Annotated in this window: 14 protein-coding genes and 2 pseudogenes; 8 read left to right on the top strand and 8 right to left on the bottom strand. The window is 66.5% G+C overall.

The window, feature by feature from the left end:
• Positions 1-87: 87 nt before the first annotated feature.
• Together ACWDA7_RS43570 and ACWDA7_RS43565 are read left to right on the top strand one after the other, a co-directional pair.
• Positions 88-618 (top strand): annotated as a pseudogene (locus tag ACWDA7_RS43570) (DEAD/DEAH box helicase); the annotation flags it as partial.
• 615 nt (positions 619-1,233) lie between these two features.
• Positions 1,234-2,484 (top strand): annotated as a pseudogene (locus ACWDA7_RS43565) (IS3 family transposase).
• 5 nt (positions 2,485-2,489) lie between these two features.
• On the opposite strand, the gene ACWDA7_RS43560 reads toward ACWDA7_RS43565, so the two are convergent.
• Together ACWDA7_RS43560 and ACWDA7_RS43555 are read right to left on the bottom strand one after the other, a co-directional pair.
• On the bottom strand, positions 2,490-2,948 hold the full coding sequence (locus ACWDA7_RS43560) for a recombinase family protein (protein ID WP_450612511.1): 459 nt from the start codon (positions 2,946-2,948) through the stop codon (positions 2,490-2,492).
• 326 nt (positions 2,949-3,274) lie between these two features.
• Positions 3,275-4,000 (bottom strand): DUF2625 family protein, encoded by a 726-nt coding sequence (locus ACWDA7_RS43555; protein WP_450612509.1) that lies wholly within the window; start codon positions 3,998-4,000, stop codon positions 3,275-3,277.
• 483 nt (positions 4,001-4,483) lie between these two features.
• On the opposite strand from ACWDA7_RS43555, the gene ACWDA7_RS43550 reads away from it, so the two are divergent.
• Both ACWDA7_RS43550 and ACWDA7_RS43545 read left to right on the top strand, forming a co-directional pair.
• Positions 4,484-4,939, top strand: coding sequence for a hypothetical protein (locus tag ACWDA7_RS43550; RefSeq protein WP_450612508.1), 456 nt, complete (start codon positions 4,484-4,486; stop codon positions 4,937-4,939).
• A 321-nt stretch (positions 4,940-5,260) separates the two neighbouring features.
• Positions 5,261-6,106 carry a hypothetical protein gene (locus ACWDA7_RS43545; RefSeq protein ID WP_450612507.1) on the top strand — a complete coding sequence of 282 codons (846 nt, stop codon included), beginning with the start codon at positions 5,261-5,263 and terminating at the stop codon, positions 6,104-6,106.
• A gap of 324 nt (positions 6,107-6,430) precedes the next feature.
• Here ACWDA7_RS43545 and ACWDA7_RS43540 read toward each other — a convergent pair whose 3' ends face one another.
• Complete coding sequence (locus ACWDA7_RS43540; protein ID WP_450612505.1) at positions 6,431-6,637, bottom strand: hypothetical protein; 207 nt, start codon at positions 6,635-6,637, stop codon at positions 6,431-6,433.
• Positions 6,638-6,713: 76 nt separating this feature from the next.
• Between ACWDA7_RS43540 and ACWDA7_RS43535 the strand changes: the two genes are divergently transcribed.
• Entirely contained in the window at positions 6,714-7,190 is a 477-nt protein-coding gene (locus tag ACWDA7_RS43535; protein WP_450612503.1) for a single-stranded DNA-binding protein, read from the top strand.
• 304 nt (positions 7,191-7,494) lie between these two features.
• On the opposite strand, the gene ACWDA7_RS43530 is transcribed toward ACWDA7_RS43535, so the two are convergent.
• The 3 genes from ACWDA7_RS43530 to ACWDA7_RS43520 form a co-directional block, all read right to left on the bottom strand.
• Positions 7,495-7,737: a hypothetical protein gene (locus tag ACWDA7_RS43530; RefSeq protein WP_450612501.1), complete on the bottom strand. Its 243-nt coding sequence runs from the start codon at positions 7,735-7,737 to the stop codon at positions 7,495-7,497.
• 30 nt (positions 7,738-7,767) lie between these two features.
• Positions 7,768-8,352, bottom strand: a complete 585-nt coding sequence (locus ACWDA7_RS43525) for a hypothetical protein (protein WP_450612499.1) — start codon at positions 8,350-8,352, stop codon at positions 7,768-7,770.
• A gap of 88 nt (positions 8,353-8,440) precedes the next feature.
• Positions 8,441-9,607: an alanine--tRNA ligase-related protein gene (locus ACWDA7_RS43520; protein ID WP_450612497.1), complete on the bottom strand. Its 1,167-nt coding sequence runs from the start codon at positions 9,605-9,607 to the stop codon at positions 8,441-8,443.
• Positions 9,608-10,085: 478 nt separating this feature from the next.
• Between ACWDA7_RS43520 and ACWDA7_RS43515 the strand changes: the two genes are divergently transcribed.
• On the top strand, positions 10,086-10,292 hold the full coding sequence (locus ACWDA7_RS43515; protein ID WP_450612495.1) for a hypothetical protein: 207 nt from the start codon (positions 10,086-10,088) through the stop codon (positions 10,290-10,292).
• Between the two features lie 208 nt (positions 10,293-10,500).
• Here the strand turns inward: ACWDA7_RS43515 and ACWDA7_RS43510 are convergent, their stop codons facing one another.
• Entirely contained in the window at positions 10,501-11,664 is a 1,164-nt protein-coding gene (locus ACWDA7_RS43510; RefSeq protein WP_450612493.1) for an FAD-dependent monooxygenase, read from the bottom strand.
• 88 nt (positions 11,665-11,752) lie between these two features.
• Here ACWDA7_RS43510 and ACWDA7_RS43505 point away from each other — a divergent pair, with 88 nt between their 5' ends.
• On the top strand, positions 11,753-12,364 hold the full coding sequence (locus tag ACWDA7_RS43505) for a PadR family transcriptional regulator (protein ID WP_450612491.1): 612 nt from the start codon (positions 11,753-11,755) through the stop codon (positions 12,362-12,364).
• 233 nt (positions 12,365-12,597) lie between these two features.
• Positions 12,598-12,801 (top strand): hypothetical protein, encoded by a 204-nt coding sequence (locus tag ACWDA7_RS43500; RefSeq protein WP_450612489.1) that lies wholly within the window; start codon positions 12,598-12,600, stop codon positions 12,799-12,801.
• 47 nt (positions 12,802-12,848) lie between these two features.
• Here ACWDA7_RS43500 and ACWDA7_RS43495 read toward each other — a convergent pair whose 3' ends face one another.
• Positions 12,849-13,094, bottom strand: coding sequence for a hypothetical protein (locus ACWDA7_RS43495; RefSeq protein ID WP_450612488.1), 246 nt, complete (start codon positions 13,092-13,094; stop codon positions 12,849-12,851).
• Positions 13,095-13,169: the final 75 nt, after the last annotated feature.

The following is a 13,169-nucleotide window of genomic DNA, read 5'->3' as shown; positions in this document are numbered from 1 at the left end:
CCGGCTGGTGTTGATCGTGTAAGAGCTGCTGGTCGCTGACCCGCAGCCAACGTGAGCCAGGAATCCCCCTGCTTCAGCTGGGGGAGGATTCAAACGGTCATGACGTTCCACCAGCGGGTGGAGGAGGCTCAGGCGTTCGCGGAGAAGATGCCGGCGACGGCCGCCGAGCTGTACACCGCCGAGGCATCCGCGGGCGCCCTCGCCCACGCGGAGGAGCTGCCCGCCTCCTCCATCGACGCCGAGCTGTACGAGCTGGAGGACGGCCGCCACGTACCTCCCGACCGGGTGTGGGCCGACTGGCTGTGCGGCGACCATCCCATCGCCCACCGGCGCAAGGTCATCCACCAGTTCGCCAACGGCATCAACGCCAGCAACCGGCGGGTGCACCGGGCGTTCCTCGCGTCCGTGCGAGCGCTCGGAGTCGGGGTCGACATCACCGGGCTGCGCGGGGTGGAGGCAGTATGCATCGTCGGCTCCCGCAGCTCCCAGGTCGACGTCGTGCAGAACATCGGACGCGCCCTGCGGCCCAACCCCGACGGCACCGTGAAGACCGCCCGGCTCATCATCCCCATCTTCCTCGCCCCCGGCGAGGACCCCAAGGACGGCATGCTTGCGAGCCTGACGCGCGTCAACGATGTCCGGGCCGTCAACACCCTGCTCCCTGCACTGCTCCCAGTGCTCGTGCCCCTGCACCTTCTCCGTCGCCTTCCGCAGCTTCTCCCACAACCCGTCGTACTCGTCAGCGGCTGGACGTGTCCGCCCTCACATCCGAGTCCCTGGACACCCACATCAGGCTGCAAGCCGAGCGCATGCGCATGGGGGTGGCCCCGTGCAACGTGCGAAGTGGGCACAGGGCCACCGGCCCGCTCGTTCTGTCAGAAGCGGGCGCTCCAATAGCGACCGTACGAGTCAGGCGGTTCCAGCGCACCCGTGGTGTGCCATACGGGTACCCATGAACGACGTTGCCACGTTGGCTCTTCCGAACGCACGGCCATCCCCGCCGCCTGCACCCGCAAGAGCCCCGGCCGCGAGCCGCCGCACGGCCCCTACCTGGTGGCGTCTGACATGGGCCCCGGCGATGACCCGACGGGCGGAGGCCGGGTCTTCAGCGGCAGCCCGCTGGCCGGAGCCGCCCTCGCCGGCCTGACCGGCGCTGGGGCCAGCGTCCCCGTGTTGCGCTCCCTGAACCGCTCCGGGTTCGGTAGGGACTCGATCATTTGAGAGGATCGAGTCATGGCACGTCCTTCCCAGTACCCGCTTGAGCTGCGCCGTCGTGCGGTGCGAATGGTCGCCGAGGTGCGGCCGGAGTACGACACCGAGTGGGCCGCGATGAAAGCGGTCGCCCAGAAGCTGGGCATCGGCACGACCGAGACGCTCAGGAAGTGGGTGCGGCAGGACCAGATCGACGCCGGTGCCCGAGCGGGCACGACGACGGAGGAGTCCGCGCAGATCAAGGCGATGAAGAAGGAGATCGCCGAGCTGAAGCGGGCGAACGAGATCCTCAAGGCTGCGGCGTCTTTCTTCGCGGCCGAGCTCGACCGGCCACACACGCGCTCGTAGCCTTCATCGACGAGCACCGACCGCTTCGGCGGTGTCGAGCCGATCTGCCGCGTGCTGACCGAGCACGACTGCAAGATCGCCCCCTCCACCTACTACGCCCACCACAAACGCCGGATCGCGCCGTCGGCCAGGACCGTGCGAGACGCCGAGTTGAAGGAGCAGATCAGCGAGGTCTTCGAGGCCAACTACCGTGTCTACGGGGCGAGGAAGATCTGGCGTGAGCTGAACCGGCAGAACCACAAGGTGGCCCGCTGCACCGTCGAACGCCTGATGCGCGAGCTCGGCATCGCCGGAGCGGTCCGTGGCAAACGCGTGATCACCACGCTGCCCGGCGGGCAGGTCGAACGAGCCCCTGACCTACTGGACCGCGACTTCGTCGCCAGCGCCCCGAACCGCTGCTGGGTCGCGGACTTCACCCACGTGAAAACCTGGGCCGGTGTCGTCTACGTCGCCTTCGTCGTGGACACCTTCTCCCGCTGAATCGTCGGCTGGTCCGCAGCCACCGTGAAGGAAACGGTCTTCGTGCTGGACGCCCTGGAGATGGCAATCTGGCAACGCGACCGAGATCGACACCCAGTTCAGTCAGGTAAGTTGATCCATCATTCCGATGCCGGGTCGCAGTACACGAGCTTCCCGCTAGCCGAGCATCTGGACGCTGCCGGCATCGCCGCATCGATCGGATCGGTCGGCGACGCCTACGACAATGCCCTGATGGAGAGCACGATCGGCCTGTTCAAGACCGAACTCATCAAGCTCCGACGGCCATGGAAGACGCTGTCCGATGTCGAGCTCGCCACAGCCGAGTACGTCGACTGGTACAACCACCGCCGACTCCACGGTGAGATAGGCCACGTCCCGCCCGTCGAATACGAGAACAACCACTACCTCGCAACCACGAAACCCCAGGTCACAACAAACATCTGAGATCTCTACCGAACCCGGAGCGGTTCACAGCCGTGCTTGATCGGCGAGCTTGAGATAACGGCGAGCGCGGCGAACACGTGGAACACGAGGCGGCCGCCCGGGGTGGTGGTGTCGAGCGCCTCGTGCAGCGACTGGAAGCCGATGCCGCGCTTGCGGAGGCCGGAGACGATGGCGATCAGGTCCTGGATCGAGCGTCCGAGGCGATCGAGCGAGGGCACCACGAGGGTGTCGCCAGGCCGGAGGTAGTCGAGGCACTTCCACAGTTCCTCGCGTTCTGCGTTCTTGCCCGACTTCTTGTCGGTGAAGACCCGTACGCAGCCTGCCGCTGTCAACGCCGCGATCTGCCGATCGAGGAGCTGACCCTTCGTGGACACGCGCCCGTACCCGACCCGGGCCCCGGAGGAGTTGGTGGGGAAGGCTCCCAGCGGACCGTCTGTGTTCGCCCACTCAGCGGGAGTCGTCATGGACGACACCGTACAGAAAGGGGCTCCAGCGGGTTGTTGGACGCCCAGAGTTGTTGAACACCCTTGTTGGACATTGGGAGTCGGCTCCGGCCCGGCGTGTCGATGTCCAGGCGTCGTTGTCCAAGAACCGATCGGTTCTTGAACGCTGCCAGGGCACGACCACGGTGGGCGGTTGTGCTGTGCCATCGGATGTTAAGCGCGTGCCATCGACCTTGACGGACGCGAGTTTGTGTCGTCAAAGATTGATCGCGCTGGTCAGAGGGCTCCTTGCACAGTCCATGGCGCTGCTCAAGGCTGTCATGGTGGTCGGCTGCTGTCAGGAGAGGTCACACGTCGCCGAGGAACCCAGGGTCAGACGGCCCCATCTGCCGCGCGAAATCCGCAGCGACCCCGATGACCTCGCGCATCGGTACAGGCCGCCGACTTGTCGCCGCGAGATCGGCATGGGCTTCCTTGGACCACAGGAACGGGTACACGGAAATGCCCTGCGAGAAGGCCAGGGCTGCGGCTTCCTCACGCCAGCCGGGCCATCGAAGTCGGTCGTAGAACGTCTCCAACTGGCCCGAGAGAAGCCAGGAGACCCACCCGGAGTGGCCCATTTCCATCGCCTCCCACTCCAGAGTGTCGGGAGCGAAGTACGTCATCTGTCCGGGTGCCCCAGGTCTGCCTACAGCCGCAGGGTCGCCGCCATTCAGCGCGAAGACCCCACCGACGACGTCGTGGCCGACGACGAGACCTGCTGCGGGAACCCAGACCGGGTCGAAGTCCGTGGGGAAGCGGTTGACCTGCGCCAGACTCGGGAGACCCCTGTCCGCAGCCGAACCCCCGCCGAACACTCGCACCCACCCGTTGTCCACGACCAATCCGCCGGTGTTCAATGTCAGACCACCCAGCACTGAGCGCGCGGTGACCTGCATCTGAAGAAGGGATCGACGCCCTTCGTCCACGTCGGCGGGCAACACCTGAACAGGAACGGGACTCGCTCCGAGCATCCCCTGCAGCTCCGGCCACGCCGGATCGTCCACATTGACCAACTGGTCGATCTCTCGCATCCCAGGATGCTCGCATCTGTCCTCGTCGCCTCGTCTCTCGGGTTGGACCACACCGGTACCCAGGCCGGGGAGATGGACTGGGCAGTAGCGACCGAGTGGTCCAACTTCGATGGCACACGATCAAGGTTCGATGACACAGGACAGCGGTTTACGTTGACCTGTGATAGCGATGCTTGATCTATTGCTGTTCCGTCTCAGTCGACCTGGCCCAAATCTCAGATGACCTGGTCCGGTTCGCTCGTGATCTCAGATGGTCGGGTCCCGGGTGTCCGTTCTCAGCGGACCTTGTTGAGTCTCACTGTGGTGCCTGGCATCGCTGCCAGGTTCTCGGCCGACAGCGCAGATCATCCTCCGACTTATCCTGTTTGCGGTAGTTCATGTGTCATCTGAACTGGCATTTCTCACCGGAGTCGGCAGCGAGTGCCAGACGTCGCCGACGTCCTCTTCTGCGAATGTGAGTGTGAGCGGTGTGCAGGATGCGGTATGGAGATCGGGACCGTTGGCGTCTTGAGAGTGGTGGTGTGCGTGGGGAACCTCTTGGCGGGCCTTGTGGGGGCGCTCATCGGGTTGGCTGGCGTGTTACTTGGCGCGTGGGTTACCGGCCGCAATGAAGACCGGCGTTGGCTGCGGGAGCAGAAGCTGAAGAGCGCAGCGGACTTCATCACCGCCGGCCTGCATCTCTATGAGTCCCAGCTCGACGGCAGTGATCAGCGCCACTTGACGAGGGCAGACCGTGTGGCCTGGCAGGGCAAGCTACAGACCGGCAGGTCAGTCGTGCATCTGTTGTGTCGCGCCGAGACGCGTGAATCCGCCGATGAGTTCGCCCGGCTGGTATGGCGAGCAGAGGGCACCGAGAACGTGACGGACCAAGCAGATGTTGTGGAAGCTCTCCGGACTTTCAACGTGTGCCTTAGGCAAGAGATTCGCTCCGATCGGTAAGCCAACCAACGGACCAACGGAAGCTGTGCCGTCTGCGCCGCCCTGAACCAGCCGAGATTCACGTAGCGCCCGTACCCACGGAAACTGACAACTTCGCCGACAACCCCGCCGGTCGAGGGCCAGGCGCATTGACGAGAGCATCGAGACACTGAGTCTTTCCCGGTAATGGATCATGGCGCCTGGCCCGGTCGCGGCTATGATCCAAATCTTCGAGCGATTGGGGACTTGGTGGGGATATTTCGGCGCGGAGAGCGTCGTGATGGGGTGGACCTACCGCGCGACGGAGAATTCGCATTCCTGTCCGAGGCGGAGGCTGCCCGGTTGCGTACCTTTGTCCGCGAGGCTTTCGCGGAGCGCGGCATCGAGGTGACGGTCGAACCGGGACGTGTGACCACGGACGCGGGTTGGCGCTTCGGCCTCTCCAATCTCGCGGCTGTGTGCCACAACGACAGCCGCGGCCCTCGGTGCTGGCGGACGCTGGTAGACGAACATGTCGACCGGGTCATACGTTCGATGAATGGACCGCAGGCTCTCAAGACCCTGCCGCACGAACGACTCCTGGTCCAGCTCTACCCCCGCTTCATTCCCAGCGATCCCGCGAGCCTGAAGGCCTTCGGGTACGCTCCCCAGTCGGTCCCGGGGCTCCTGGAGGTACTGGCGCTCGACCTCCCGGAGACCGTCGACATGCTGACTGCGGACTCCCTCGCCGATCTGGGTGAAATGACGGCCCTTCGGGATCGTGCATTCCAGAACCTCCGGGCCGTCCGTGTTGACAAGCACAAGGTGGTCAAGGACAAGGACGGCACTCACTTCGACGTGCTGATGGGCGGCTCATACTTCATCGCGAGCCTTGCCCTGGTCCTCGACGAGGTCTTACGCCGCTACACCAAGGACGCATCAGCGCCGGACGGAATCCTGGTCGCACTGCCACACCGGCACCAACTCGCCTTCCACGTCATCCGCGACAAGGCCGTGGCCCCCTCGCTGCACACCATGGCCCGGTTCGCCGCCGTGGGCTTCGAGGAGTCACCGGGCGCGCTGAGCCCCTCAGTGTTCTGGTGGCACGAGGGCAGCTTTACCCAGGTCGCCACGCAGGACAGCATCGGCGTGCACATCAGACTCACCCAGGAGGCCATGGACCTGGTGGCACGCCTTGCGGACGGATAGACAGTCCTGCCTCAACATGCAGCCTTGGTGTCGCTTTCGAAACGCCGCTGGTGGACCACATCGATTGAGACGACGGACACCATCCGCGCGCGACGGACCAGATCACATGAGATTCGAAGGAGCTCATCGTCTCAAGTGGTCTGGTCCTCGCAGGTCACAGCCCCGACTCCGAACCAGATCATTCGAGACGGGACAATTGCCACTGAAGTTTGACCACCGGTAGGTGCCTGCCCGCGAAATTTGACTGGTAGGGCTGCTGACGGTCTCAGGAGCCACGACAGCCCGTGCGCCGCACCCCGGATCCCGCAGCTCTGCTGGCCGAGATCAATCGCGGCGTGAGGTCTGGGTAGCGGCCAGCCGAATCTCGATGACGCTCGTGCCGGTGCGCTCGGCGATACGAGCGACTGGTTCCCCGGCTCGGTACGCGTTGACGATCGCCGCGGTCAGGCCCCGGCGGGCCGTGTGAACTGCCTCTTGCGCAGCGTGCAGTGCCGCAGCCACTGTCTCCAGCGTGTTCTCCTCGTTCGTCATACCAGTCATCGTGTCAGCGGGCCCGCCGGGGCCGGTACGGTGGGAGAGATCCAGTAACAGGCAAGGGGGAGGCGGCATGGCAGGCGAGACGCTGGTGACGGTGGTCGGGAACCTGACCGCCGATCCCGAACTGCGGCACACCGCCGCTGGTCTGCCCGTGGCCTCCTTCACGGTCGCGTCCACCCCCAGGGTGTTCGACCGCGAGCGCAATGAGTTCGTGGACGGGGAACCGTTGTTCCTGCGCTGCTCGCTCTGGCGACAAGCCGGCGAGAACGCCGCGCAGTCGCTTACCCGGGGCACGCGGATCATCGTCACCGGAAGGCTGCGGCAGCGCACCTTCGACGACAAGGAAGGCCAGCGCCGCACCACGATGGAGATCGACGCCGAGGACGTCGCGGTCTCCCTCGCCTACGCGACCGCCAAGGTCACCAAGACCTACCGCCAAGGCATGCCCTCCCAGAGCGGGCCCGCGTCGACGGCCAGGCCGGTATCGGATTCCGCCTCGGCGCCGTCATCGCCGAGCCCGGCACCCGCCGAGCCACACCCGTTCTGACCAGCGGCGGGCTCAGCCCCAGAACGTGTGCCGGGGATCATCCAGCACAGTCAGGACCTCGTCCAGTGACGGTGCCGTCGGCAGGTGATCGCACGAATAGGCCTGGGAATCCCAGCTCTGTTCCTAGGCGCAAAGTAACCGCGCGGCAGCAGGGTCGAGCCGGACATGCTGATGCTGGGTGATCTTGAGGGGTTGTTGGGCAGGGAGCGTGCGAGGAACCGTCGCTCAGTGCAGGGGAAGGGGGCGGCCGCCCGCTGGTCAGGGGGCGGCCGCCGTTGCGTGGTTGCGATTGTTGGGCTGGTGGTCAGGCTTGTCCGTTGGCGATTGCGGCTTGGAGGTTGGAGGCGTAGTCCTGCCAGAAGCCGCGTGCGGTGCCGGCGTCGCGGGTGATCTCGGAGGACCAGCTCCATGGCCCCTGTGCGTTGACGTCGAGGTAGAGGCGCTGGGTGGTGGGGTCTTGCTGGAAGGAGAAGGTGATGATCCGGCCGGGGCCTTCGGTGTGGCCGGGCAGGGACAGGAAGGTGAAGCTGGTCGTTCCGATCGCCACGATCTGGATGGGGTTGTCGCTTCCGGGTTTTTAGGAGCCGGCGGGGCCGGTGCCGGTCAGGTGGCAGACCTGGCCGACGTGGATGACGGTGCCGCATCCGCCGAAGGGGAAGTAGGCGCTGAAGTTGTGTGTGGCCATGGTCAAGACGGCTTCCGGGCTGGGCGCAGGCGGGTAGGCCAGCGGGTAGCCGTAGTTGTAGGTGAGCTCCCGCATTCCGTTCAGCGTCATGGTGGGGCTGTCAGCCGTCGGGTAGGAGCTGCCGTCGAACCACAGGCGGGCGAAGGAGTGGACGCGGGTGGTGGAGGCGACGGTGATCGGGGCGGCCTTGTGGTTGCCTGTCGAGCAGTCGACCGAGGTGTCGCCGAGCTTGTTGTTGTGGTCGTCCCAGGTCTCGATGTCGATCTTGCACGACTCGCGAAGTCCCAGGGTTTGGGTGGAGTTGACGTAGATGTCGGGGTAGGCGGTGTTGGCGGTGCCGTGGTCGTCGATGCAGACGCCGATGTCGAAGCCCTCTGTGGTGACGTGCGGGTTGCAGCCGCCCTGGTGCCCAGCAGTGGCGACTGTGTTGGTGGTGCTGCTGAGCCATGTCGTCGGGGTGTTCTTCGGGAAGGGCATGAGCGGGGCGGGTTTTTGGACGGGTGGCTGAGTGGTGCAGGCGGGGACCATGTCGTTGACCGGCTGGTCGGTGCGCTGTGAACCGCCGTCACTGCTGTCGCAGGTTCAGGACGAGGTCGCGCGGCAGCCCGTGGGTGTCGTGGAGGTAGTGGAAGTCCTCCTCGCTCAACGGTCCTCGGAATCGGGGTCGGGTCATTACCTGCCGACCGCGCTCCAGGAGCCGACTGAAACGGCGCTCCTCCTCGAACAGCACCTGGCGCACGACGTCCGAATCTCCCTTCTGGCGGAAGCGGTCCAGGGTGTGCTGGATCAGCTCGTCCGGCAGGTCTCCAAGACCGCACCACGGGTCGTCCCGCAGCAGCACGGTGAGCACCCGACGTACCAGGCGGCGCAGCACGTAGCCGCGGCCGGTGTTGGCCGGGCTCACCCCGTCGCCGATAACCACGATGGCCGAGCGCAGGTGGTCGCAGACTAGCCGCAGCGAAGATTCGTCCAGCTGCCACAAAGCTGGCACGATCCGGCGCCAGGGGTCGAAGACGTCGCACTCGAACACCGACCGCCGGCCCTGCAGCAGCGAGGCCAGCCGTTCCAGGCCGAGTCCGGTGTCGACGTTGCGCTGCGGGAGCGGCACGAGTGAACCGTCGAAGAGCCGTCGATGGCGCATCATCACGTGGTTCCACACCTCCACCCAGCGGTTGTCACCGGTCGGCGTCGACTCCGGCGGGGTGTCGCCGGTCCAGAGGAAGATCTCCGAGTCTGGGCCGCACGGGCCGGTCGGTCCGTTGGACCACCAGTTGTCCTCGACAGTGAGTTCCACCGGCACCCCGCGCTCCTGCCACAGCTCCAGGGAAGAGGTGTCCGGGCCGGTCTGGTGGTCGCCGCCGAAGACCGTGACATGGAGCAGCCCCGGATTGATTCCGAGCCCCTCGGTGAGCAGCCCGTAGCCCCAGTCGAGGCTCTGCGGTCCCTCGTAGTCGCCGAGCGACCACGTGCCGAGCATCTCGAAGACAGTCAAATGGGTTTGATCGCCGACCTCTTCGAGGTCCGTGGTGCGCAGACAGCGCTGCACATTGACCAGCCGCTTACCGAGGGGGTGCGGGCGCCCCTCCAGGTACGGGGTGAGCGGGTGCATGCCCGAGGTGGTGAACAGCACCGGGTCGCCGGGAGGCGGCAGCAGGGTCGAGCCGGCGATCCGGCGGTGGCCGCGCTCCTGGAAGTACTCGACGAACGTGCGGACGATCTGGTCGGTGTTCATGGGTGGCTCCTTCGCTGGCGCAGCGTGGAGGCACCGGAAAACGGTCCGCACGATCATCGGAACCGGGGCGGGAACGCCATAGAACCATCGGCAGACCTTTTCCGGTCGCCGGTGGGATGTGGAAGTACGTCAGGCGGCGGCAACCGGCGAGCTGGTCGCTCGCGCGGTCGCGGTGATGCTTCGGCCGGTGACGTTCATAGCGCCGAGGCTAACGCGCCCAGTGCCCCTGGGCCACACAGTTTCCGGCTTGGGCGTCCTGGCGAAACCCTCCTACTGATGCTCGGGGCGGACGGATGGCCTGGGTTCGCTCCGCGCCGACAGACTCGCCTCTGACCTGGGGAGTCCATCTTCGCTGTCGCGAACTGCCGTCGGTCCAACTTCGATGACAGCTGGTCCAACTTCGCCGTCACAGGTCATCCGTCGATCTAGTCCGAGGCCAGTGCTGTGACCTGCAGCGACCAGATTGATTGAGATGGAGATGGCCCGAGAATCTCAGACGATCTGGTCCCGGAGCCGCGAATGCGCCGTGTGCGCTCGGCTCTCGACCAGCGCGTCTCAGCTGGCCTGGACCGGCGGGACCAGATCACTCGAACAGGGCGGCTGGGCCCCGCACTCCAAGGTCCTCGCCGGCTACCTCGTAGTCGTCGACCAGTGGGAGGACAACGCCCTGCTCGGCGTGCTGTAGAGCTGCATCATTTCGTCCGCCAGTCGCCATAACGCCCAAGACCGGTTCTATTTTTCGGACCAGCCAAGACCTCTGGCGACGCCACGGCGACAACCAGCAGCTGGGCGAGCGCGTCTGCGGAGGCAATCCGTCGGCGACCATGCGCGAAGCAGCCTGGAGCATGCGTAAGGGGGCCTGGCGTGGACAGCGGACTCCCACAGCACGGCGGTCAGTCCTTGACGGGTTCGTCCCAGTCGATGTGGTGGCGGTGGACGGGGGCGAACATCTGCTCCGGGGTGGGGAGGACCGGCCTGTCACCCACCTGTCCCGCCTTGGCCTTGTTCTTGGCCGCGGCGTCGCCACCGATCATCTCCACACGGGGACGGCGCAGCCGCTCGTACGCGGTGAACGCGGCCTCGGGCGTCGGCAGATCGCGCAGACACCGACCCAGCTCGACGGCGCTCTCGATGGCCAGCGACGCGCCCTGGCCGGAGCTGGAGGACGGGGCGTGGGCGGCGTCGCCGACGAGGACCATGCGCCCGCGGTGCCAGTGCGGCACGGACGGCATGCGCTCCATCGGGCCGACCGCGAGCAGGTCGCCGGGCTCGGTGTGCGCGAGCAGGGTCCGGCCCGGGGCGTGGCCGGCGTACAACTCGCGCAGCCGGGACAGCCACTGGGTGGCCGGTACGCGGCGGACCTCGGCCGAGGTCATCGGCTCGGCGCTGGGCAGCCCGGCGAACCAGACGATGCGCCCGTCGGGCAGGGCCCAGTAGCCGATGAAGGTGCGGCCGAAGGCGAAGTACATGCTGCCCGGCTCGGCCTCGACCCCGCTGCCGGCCGCGTAGCCGCCGAAGCTGAGCACGCCGCCGTACTCGGGTCCGGGAGCGTGCGGGTCGATGAGCGGACGGACCGTGGAGCGGATGCCGTCGGCGCCGATGAGGACGTCGGCGGCGGAGGTGGTCCCGTCGGCGAACGTGGCGGTGACCCTGTCGTCGGCCGTTTCGACGGCCACGAACCGCTTGCCGTAGGCGAGGCGGATGCCGGCCGCTCCGGCGAAGTCCGCGAGCGCGCGGAACAGGTCGGCGCGCGCCATGGCCCGGGTGGCCGGCAGGCCGGGGAAGCCGTGGAACTCGCTCAGGCGGTTTCCGTCGCCGTCGGCCATCACCACACCCGGGACCGGCTGTCCGATGGTGTCGATGACGGTGTCCGCGCCTATGACGCGCAGCGCGTCGATGCCGTTGGGCGCGATGCTCAGCATCGCGCCGACCCCGTCGGCCGCGGGCGGGTGCGACTCGAAGACGGTCGCCTCGATTCCCACCTTGCGCAGTGCGAGCGCGGTGACCGGACCGGCGATGCCGCTCCCGATGACCAACGCCGTTCTGACCTTGCCCATGGTCCCTCCCTGGATCGGCGCGATGGGGAAATAGTCGCAGTGAAACTAGTCTCTAGTCAACTAGTTTCATCGCGGCTACGATGACGTCATGAGCAGTCCCGTACGCAGCTCCCCGCTGGCCCTGACCGTGCTGGCCCTGCTGCATCACAAACCGCTCCATCCGTACGGCATCCAGCGGCTGATCAAGCAGTGGGGCAAGGACCAGGTCGTCAACGTGGGCCAGCGCGCCGGGCTTTACCGCACGATCGACCGGCTCCAGGCGGCCGGCCTCATCACCGTCCGCCACACCGAACGCGACCAGCAGTACCCGGAGCGCACCGTCTACGAGATCACCGACACCGGACGGACCGTCACCCGCCAGTGGCTGGAACGGATGCTCGCCGTGCCCAAGCAGGAGTACCCCGAGTTCCCCGCGGCGCTCTCCTACGTACTGATGCTCACGCCGTCCGAGGCCCAGGAGGTCCTGCAGCAGCGCCTCGACCACCTCGAGAGGACCAGAGCCGCCCTCGACACGACCCTGGCCACCGAGAACGAGCGCGGCCTGCCCCGGGTGTCCACCCTCGAACTCGGATACCTGCGCACGGTCACGGAGGCCGAGGAACAGTGGCTGCGCTCCGTCGTCCACGACCTGGCCAGTGGCCGCCTCACCTGGTCCGCGCAGATGCTGGCCGCCTACGACGAACCCACCACGTCCACGTGACGGTTCAGTAGTCCAGGCCGCTGCGCTGGCCGCCGTGGAGGCGGGAAAATGTGGGCGCGCTCCGTCCGGGACGCCGGCGTATCTGTGATGCCTGTGAGCTCGAGGTTCAGTATGGCGTCGGGGACCGCTTGCAGTGACCGTCAATTGTTGCGGCAGCACGCGGACCAGACTCTTCAGCCCTGTGGTTCCTCCGGACGGTGCGTGCCTGGCAGACACCGCCTGGGAGGGGCTCCATGGACGTGTTGCACCAGCGCTGTGCCGCGCTGGACATCGGCAAGAAGGACCTCAAGGCGTGCGTCCGCGCACCGAATCCGAGCGGACGGCGATCGCGGCGGCAGGAGATCCGGACCTTCGCCACCACGACGAACGCCTTGTTGGAGTTGAGGGACTGGCTGGTCGCCGAGCAGGTCACCCTGGTCGTAATCGGGTGTGAGTAGTTGGCGTACAGGAAATCCCGGTGAGAACGATCTTGCTGGGGGTTTGCCTACCTCGTACGAGGTTCGAGCTGCCGGGGGACGGTGCCGGCGCGCAGTTCCCGTAGGTCGGGGATGTGGTTGTAGAGGGTGCCGGGGGAGACGCCGAGGAGCTTGGCGATCGAGGTGATGGAGCGGTCAGGGTCAGGCAGCAGGTCGTGGGCGGCCTTGATGACTTCCTCGGTGGCGACGGTGGGGTGTCCGCCGACCCGGCCGCGGGCGCTGTAGGTGCCAAGCACCACCTCGGTGCTGGTCACGACGCATGTTGGTACTCGTGCAGGATGCCGCCGAGGCGGTCGCGTCGGTGGACTTCGAGGTGGGTGAGCTGGTCG

The sequence above is a fragment of the Streptomyces sp. NPDC001156 genome (assembly GCF_053598275.1).
Note: the sequence above shows the minus strand (reverse complement) of the source record. Positions and strands in the feature narration are given on the sequence as shown.